Here is a 6,518-nt window from a genome sequence, read left to right on the forward strand (position 1 = left end):
CGTGACTATTGCTGTTCGCAAGGTGCGTCAGATCCCACCAAGTTTGGCTTTGGAAGGGCGCCGCCGGTGTCTTGCACATTGGCCGCAGAGCTTCGCGACAACCAATCGCTGTTGCTCAATGTACACAGCGCGTATGCTTTCAAAGGGAGCAAGAGAAAGATGTTGATGAGTGTGTGGAGCGAGAACCCGAGAAATCGAAGTTGGCGCGCACGAAACGCTGCAACGCTGCAACGAACTATAGTCATGGCTGCAATCATCAGGCATGCCGTCCAAGGCACAGTACCTGTCGTTACGAATTGCGCGAGCCCCGCCAGAATCGACAAAGAGAGCAATAATGGGCCAATATTCTGGCCAATCACGTCCAATGTGAGATAAATATTAAGGCCGCGCAGCAGTTGGAACGCCAGCAACGTGTCACGGAAAGTGCTCCGGGCCCAGCGAAGCTGTTGGCGCAGATAGGGACCCATGCTGTTGGGAACGACTGTTGCCGCGACGGCCTCCGGGACATACTCTGTTCGAAAGCCTGCTTTCAGCATCAGGATCGTAAGGTGGCGGTCCTCGCCGAAGTCGCTCGGCTTCCCTCGAAAGCGCTGCGTCTCGTACTGATCCAGCAGCGAAACAAGCGCGGATCGCCGGTACATGGCACACGGACCGCAGCAACACATGACGGCACCGAACCGAGCCTGCGCTGCCCGCTCTTCGTTGCAGGCGAGCCAGTATTCCATGTCGATCAACCGCGTCAGCCAAGTTTCACTGCGATTGCTAGCCGCCAACTGGCCCATGGCGGCGCCGACCGCTTGATCTTGCATCTTTAGCGCAAGCCTGGTGATGACGTCCGGGGCGAGTATCGTGTCCGAATCTACATTCAGCACCAAATCTCCGCACGAGCGGCGAATGGCGGCAATCTGCGCCTTGCGCTTTCCGACATTCTTTGGGAGCGCAATGAAGTTGAACCTCGGGTCGCCCGCGTATTCCTCGTGTACACCTACGAGGGCATCGCGGTTTGCAGAACCGTCATCAACAACATAGACCTGCAGTTTGCCGGCGTAGTCCTGACTTGCAATGGAAGCCAGGCAGTCCGAGAGGGTGCGAGGCGCCTCGTTGTAGCACGGGATAATGACATCGACGCTCGGCCAAGGCTCACCGCTGGGCGGGTCGCCCGAGGTCGGCGGTACGTTTGTAGGCAGGGTATAAAACACCTGCGCGGTTTTGTAGACGGTCGACAGCAGCGCATAAGAGCAGATGGCAACAGTACTGGCTGTGGCAAACAGGGTCATGAGATGTCAGATTTTTCTGTGAATTTGAGGAAGCGAGCGGATAACAGATCCGCGGTCATAGCTCTGGACCGTTCCGATCGATCAAAGTGCCGGCCGGCCACTCGCTCATCGAGCGTCCAATTGGCAGCACCATGAGGAGCACGTCGTCGTCGACTCGCGTCGTGGAAGGCAGATCGGGGTACACGTCCGGGAGGGTTGAACGCACGCGAACGCCCGTCAGAATGTTCGCCAAGCCTTTGCGGCAGAACCTCCCAACATGGTTCCGGAGCGCTTGCCGAACCGTGCCGAAAGCGAATGGAACGCCAAGCTGCTGCAGCACTGGATACATGACGCTAATCGAATGGGCGATTCCCAGCCCCTCAAGATCCGGACGCACCCCGTATAGACCGAGTTCAGCGACCAGCAGATCAACGTCGCCAACTTTGATGTATCGGCGCAGCACGCCCATGTGAGCCGCTACCCCGTGCACATCATAGCCGATTGCGCGGACCTCCGGCCTTGCACCGGCCCAACTTCGACCGCCTTCGAATTGCTTTCCATTGAAGGCTCCGGTCGGCTCATAGGTCTTCCGGAAGAACTCAGAGAGTTCGAGGTGATCGGGAAGCTGCAACTCATTTTCCCAGCATAACCTCCACTGCACGTCAGGGCGCATGCGAAGACTTCCTCTTTTTCGGGTTCTTTTGTGCACCTCACGCGGTAGAGCAATGGCGGTGCATGTCATGGGTCTATGAACGACCCTCCCGGATTGGTAAAATTGATTGTTTAGATCGCGAGCATCCACGCTATGGATGTTAAAACCATGGCTTTCAAAGGCCCTGATCTGAACCATCTGGTCGTGCTCGATTGGCCCGATAAGCGGCGGCACCGATGGCAGCTGTCGGTGACACAACCTGATTCAAGAGCGGCCGCCAGCGCGTGGCTGCGCCCGTGCCGAAGCAGCTATCAAGTGGAGGACGGCCCGACTGTTAGGCGTCAGCAAACGCGGCGACCGTTGGCGCACGCGATGATGCATGGCGATCGCGCAGCTCTGGATCGCCGGCGGCAAACAGGTTCCGCGAAGCTCTATCGCGCTCGCCAACAGGAATCGTCTGGTCAATGCTTTCGAGTGTTGCCGGTCAACCGGACTGTCGGTGAAAGCACCTGGAGAGCGGGAAGGAGGGCGCGCCCGGATGGCGCTACTTCGAACGAATTGCTTGAGGTTTGGCAGGCTGGAACCCCTAGCTTGAGCACCTGAGGCCTGAAGTGCGCAAAGGGGCTGGGCCCTAAGTTTTTCATTCCGTACGAGGGATCAAAGATCGCCGCAAACAGAAATGGCAGCCTAGGGAGCGTCAGCACTTGCGCCCGCCGAAGGGCCGGGACGCGGGACTGACTGCAACGACGAGATCGGTTAATAAGTCTGGGGCCGTTGAGGTGGAAGCGGGCGAAAACCCCTCGAGGCTCGCGGCGCAGAACATCGAGCCGCATGAAGAAGCCGGATGTAGTCAGCAGTTGTTACCATCAACCGGATCCAGCTAACTTGTTGCAATCGGGCGCTCTTATACGTCCCCAAATTGGGTCAGCTTGACACCACAGAAGCGCACACAGTTTCCAAGTGTTTTATCAGGAAGCGGAAATCGGCTTTCGGAAGAGGGCCAGCAGGCAGTCTTCATTGATCGACGCGCCCCGGCACTCGATGCACTCGATCTCGGTCAACGATTCGTTGAGCATGGCGATAGTGGTCTCTGCACCAGCAGCGTGCCCCCAGCGTTGGCAATTGGCGTCACGTGCCGACCCGAAAACCAGCTGCCCGCCTGGCGCAAGCAGACCTACCAGGTTGCGGACTGCCGCGCGGATCTGAACGAGGTCTCCGACGTAGTAAAGAACCTCCGCAACGACGATCAGGTCGAACAGCTCATCACTCGAAAACTGTTGAACATCGGAAATTATCCAGCTGATGTGCGGCGTCTCCTTCATGCGTGAACGTGCTCGCGTAATCGCTGGCTCCACGACATCGATCACAGTGAGCCGCTGGCAAATGGGGGCTAGCCGCTCCGTAAAAGCGCCGGCAGCGCACCCGACTTCGAGCGCATTTGCTACTCGACCTTGCGCAAGTGACAACCGGAGAATTTGGGTGTGGCGCTCCCGCTCGAACGGGTTGCCATCGAGCCGCCATGGATCGTCTGCGGCCATTTCTCGATTCAGCAGTTCATGATCGATTTTATGGGTCAAATTCGCACCTAGCTAAGGCAGCAATCACCGGCGCTGCAAATGCCGTCAGATGTCGGTAGGGTCGGGACCGTACTGCGGGCCGAGGCAGTTGATTTCGGTCACGCTCCTAATTGGGTCCGCAGGATTGGCAAAATTGATTGTTTGGATGACAACCATCCACGCGCTGAACACATCGAAGGCGGAATTGGGCGTGGATTCCGCACACACACGGCGATTGACACGTTGACGATCCGCGATGGAAGAGGCTCGCGGCATTCAGCAGCCCCGTCTTCATCAAGCTGATCCCGCGCAGCCGCGACCGCTCCCATCGAACCACACTCGCCCGCCTGCTACGACGCCGCACGCTGATGCTGACACTATGGTGACTGGGGTTTACCGCCTCAGCATGGCCGCAATGCCATGACGGACAAAGGGAAGATGTTGGCCGAGGCGCAGCCCCACATGCCTTGCAAGCCGTGCCGCCGGATTCTCGCTTGAGTAGAGTCCGACGAGGATATTCGTAGCATGGTAGAGCGGCGCCGCCGACAGGCGCAGTCGGCTTTCATATCTGTGGAGCATGTCGGGGTCGGCAATGTCGCGACGGTCGCGCCATGCGGTCTCTATACCGCGGGCGAGCTGCTTCTGGCCGCCGAGGCCGATGTTGAAGCCATGCGCGGTCACCGGGTGCATGCCAATGGCAGCGTCGCCGATCAATGCGGCGCTCGGCGCCCGGAACCTGTGCGCCCAGGTCGTGGCCAACGGATAGATATAGCGTTGGCTTGCCAGGCTCATGTTGCCGAGGCGGCCTCGACAGCGCTTTGTCAACTCCCTCAGGAACAACTCGTCGTCGAGGGCAAGCAGTCCGTCGGCCTCGTTTGAGGGCAAAGTCAAAAGCAGCGACGACACGCCTTGCGCGAGAGGCAACATCGCCACCGTCTGATGGTGATCGAACCATTCGATCGCGATCTGGCGGTGGGGGCGCTCGTGCCTCACCCGGCAAATCAGCATCGAGTTGCCAAGCCGATTGATATCGGCGCCGATGCCGAGCAGATTGCGGGTGGCGGAAAAACGCGAATCGGCTGCAACGAGAAGCCGAGCGCTCAGCTGCCTGCCATTGGAGAGCGTTATCAGTGCTCCTTGACGGCTGTTTGTTGCACGCACGACCGAGTGGCCGCACAGCAGCCGGGCATGGCCCCGCAAGCGGTTGATCTTGAACAGGGCATCGCGGATCTGGCAATTCGGGACCAGAACGCCCAGTGGTTCCGCGGATCCGGCGGGGGCATCGAAACACAACGCAAACGGGCTCGATCCGTTGAGGACGCGTGCGCCTTGAAGCGGTGACCTGTCCGAAGCGGAGATAACATCCCAGGCGCCGAGCTCGCGAAGGATTCCAATCGAGGCGTGAGTGAGCGCGATCTCGCGGCCGTCGAAAGCCGGACTTGCCAGTCTTTCCAGGGCCTGCCCTTCCACAACCGCCAGTTTGAGCTGGCTAGAGGCAAGCGATGCGGCGAAGGAAAGTCCGACCGGACCGGCGCCCACGACAATAATGTCGAAGCTGTCGTCACAGCCGGCCATCAGCGTGGCGCCAGCGCGTCGGTTCTCTTCGTGAGATGTTGGGGGAGTCGAGCCGCAGGTCGTGCATCGATTGCGCTGTGATCTATTGCCCGCATCGCCTCAAGCGCGGTTCTCACGTCGGTTCCTGGCTGGTGAAGCGTCATTTGCCTGCCGTATGATCTGGATTGTCAAGATGATGGGAGCGACGACCAGGCTGTCGGTCAGCCCATGCTTTTCCCGTGAAGGACTGGTGATCAAACCACGCCGACAAGGGCGTGGCGTTGATCTGGGTCAGTCGAGGCGGAACCGGCGTCAGATGACATCGATCCAATCCAGTCATGCGCCAGCTGGTCCCATGACGACGCCATGGCACCAGCCAGCCCAAGGGAGAACCAGGCGTCTGATCTGGGGAAGGCTGTTTCAGGACTTTTGCGAGATCAGCGAATAACCGGCTCGCCATGGAAGCCGAAGCCAAGGTCGCAAAGGCCGAACATTGTGTCGCCGTCGGCGTCGAGTTCGGTGAGAAGCCAGGTTGCTGGTCCGGTCGGATCGAACAGTTTGACCAACGGGACATGGTCGGTTTCGGTGTCGGTTGCGCCATTGGCGAGCAGCCGGGCGCAAAGCTCGTCGGTGATCAGGATCATGGGAAAACTCCTCTCAAAACAGGTCGAGTTGATTTCTGGCGTCATCGAACAGCCGATATCGAGCGGCTTTTGCGCCGCGCGCGGGCGCATCGTCGGCCAAACGGGCAGGCGGTCGCGCGTGGTGAGCGGCCGGACACCGGGAATGAGCTTCTGCTCGCGGTTTCGGTTCGGTCTTCAGGGTGTCGGGATCGCGCGCGCTCATGCCGCGATCTCGTCTTGTTGCGCGCCTTCGGCCTCGGCGTTGAAGCCCAGAAGAAAATCGGCGGCTTTGGAGGCAAGGCTGGCGGCGCGGAAGATGGCGCGATTGTCCTCACGCAGCACCTTCAGCCATGTGCCGATATAGTCGGCATGGCGCACGGTCGGCTCGATGCCGAGGGTCGAGCAGACAAAGGCAGCAGTGATTTCGGCAACCAGTTCCTCGCGCGCATAGGTCTTGGAACCGAAGGCGCCGGAGAGGTCGCGCGCCAGCCGCGCCGGGTGGCCGGTCCAGTGGCCAAGCTCGTGGAAGCAGGTGCGGTAATAGTCGATCTGCTGAAAGAATGCCGGCTGCGGCGGCACCTGAATGGAGTCGGTGCCCGGCATGTAGAAAGCGCGATCGCCGCCGATGCGGAAATCCGCGCCGCTTCCTCGAATAAGCGCCTCGGCCTGCGGGACGATCTCGCGTTCGGGCAACGGTTCGGCGTTGCCGTAAAGGTGCTCGGGCAGGCCGTCGCACTGCGCGACGTTGAAGACGGTGAAGCGCTTCAAATACGGCACCGCCTGCGGCTCGTCGCCGTCCGTCCTGGCGCGCTCCTGCTCGCCCTTTGGGACAAAGCGGTCGGCATGCACGATTGTTGTGCCGCGCTCGCCCTTCCTG

General features: G+C 60.0%; 6 protein-coding genes and 1 pseudogene. All 7 read right to left on the reverse strand.

All coding sequences use genetic code 11. The features are described 5' to 3' along the window. Positions 1 to 5 precede the first annotated feature (5 nt). Positions 6 to 1,277, reverse strand: a complete 1,272-nt coding sequence (gene nodC / locus AC1DZU_RS33430; protein ID WP_477291448.1) for a chitooligosaccharide synthase NodC — start codon at positions 1,275 to 1,277, stop codon at positions 6 to 8. 55 nt (positions 1,278 to 1,332) lie between these two features. Next, a complete protein-coding gene (locus AC1DZU_RS33435) occupies positions 1,333 to 1,929 on the reverse strand; it encodes a NodA family N-acyltransferase (protein WP_172374577.1) in 597 nt (198 codons plus the stop codon). A 947-nt stretch (positions 1,930 to 2,876) separates the two neighbouring features. Then, positions 2,877 to 3,485, reverse strand: coding sequence for a nodulation methyltransferase NodS (gene nodS / locus AC1DZU_RS33440; RefSeq protein WP_036240893.1), 609 nt, complete (start codon positions 3,483 to 3,485; stop codon positions 2,877 to 2,879). A gap of 372 nt (positions 3,486 to 3,857) precedes the next feature. After that, a complete protein-coding gene (ubiM, locus tag AC1DZU_RS33445; RefSeq protein WP_477291451.1) occupies positions 3,858 to 5,039 on the reverse strand; it encodes a 5-demethoxyubiquinol-8 5-hydroxylase UbiM in 1,182 nt (393 codons plus the stop codon). A 443-nt stretch (positions 5,040 to 5,482) separates the two neighbouring features. Beyond that, positions 5,483 to 5,662 (reverse strand): annotated as a pseudogene (locus AC1DZU_RS33450) (DUF2958 domain-containing protein); the annotation flags it as partial. A 13-nt stretch (positions 5,663 to 5,675) separates the two neighbouring features. Then, positions 5,676 to 5,864: a hypothetical protein gene (locus tag AC1DZU_RS33455; RefSeq protein WP_477291453.1), complete on the reverse strand. Its 189-nt coding sequence runs from the start codon at positions 5,862 to 5,864 to the stop codon at positions 5,676 to 5,678. Further along, positions 5,861 to 6,518 (reverse strand): ArdC family protein (locus AC1DZU_RS33460; protein ID WP_477291455.1); only part of this gene is annotated, 658 nt, incomplete at its 5' end. The genes AC1DZU_RS33460 and AC1DZU_RS33455, both read right to left, overlap by 4 nt.

This window comes from Mesorhizobium sp. P2_A12 (genome assembly GCF_056405075.1).

What these genes read in the sequence shown, in the direction of transcription:
- nodC (WP_477291448.1), bottom strand. Translation starts at nt 1,277, where the DNA reads ATGACCCTGTTTGCCACAGCCAGTACTGTTGCCATCTGCTCTTATGCG.
- AC1DZU_RS33455 (WP_477291453.1), bottom strand. Translation starts at nt 5,864, where the DNA reads ATGAGCGCGCGCGATCCCGACACCCTGAAGACCGAACCGAAACCGCGA.
- AC1DZU_RS33435 (WP_172374577.1), bottom strand. Translation starts at nt 1,929, where the DNA reads ATGCGCCCTGACGTGCAGTGGAGGTTATGCTGGGAAAATGAGTTGCAG.
- ubiM (WP_477291451.1), bottom strand. Translation starts at nt 5,039, where the DNA reads ATGGCCGGCTGTGACGACAGCTTCGACATTATTGTCGTGGGCGCCGGT.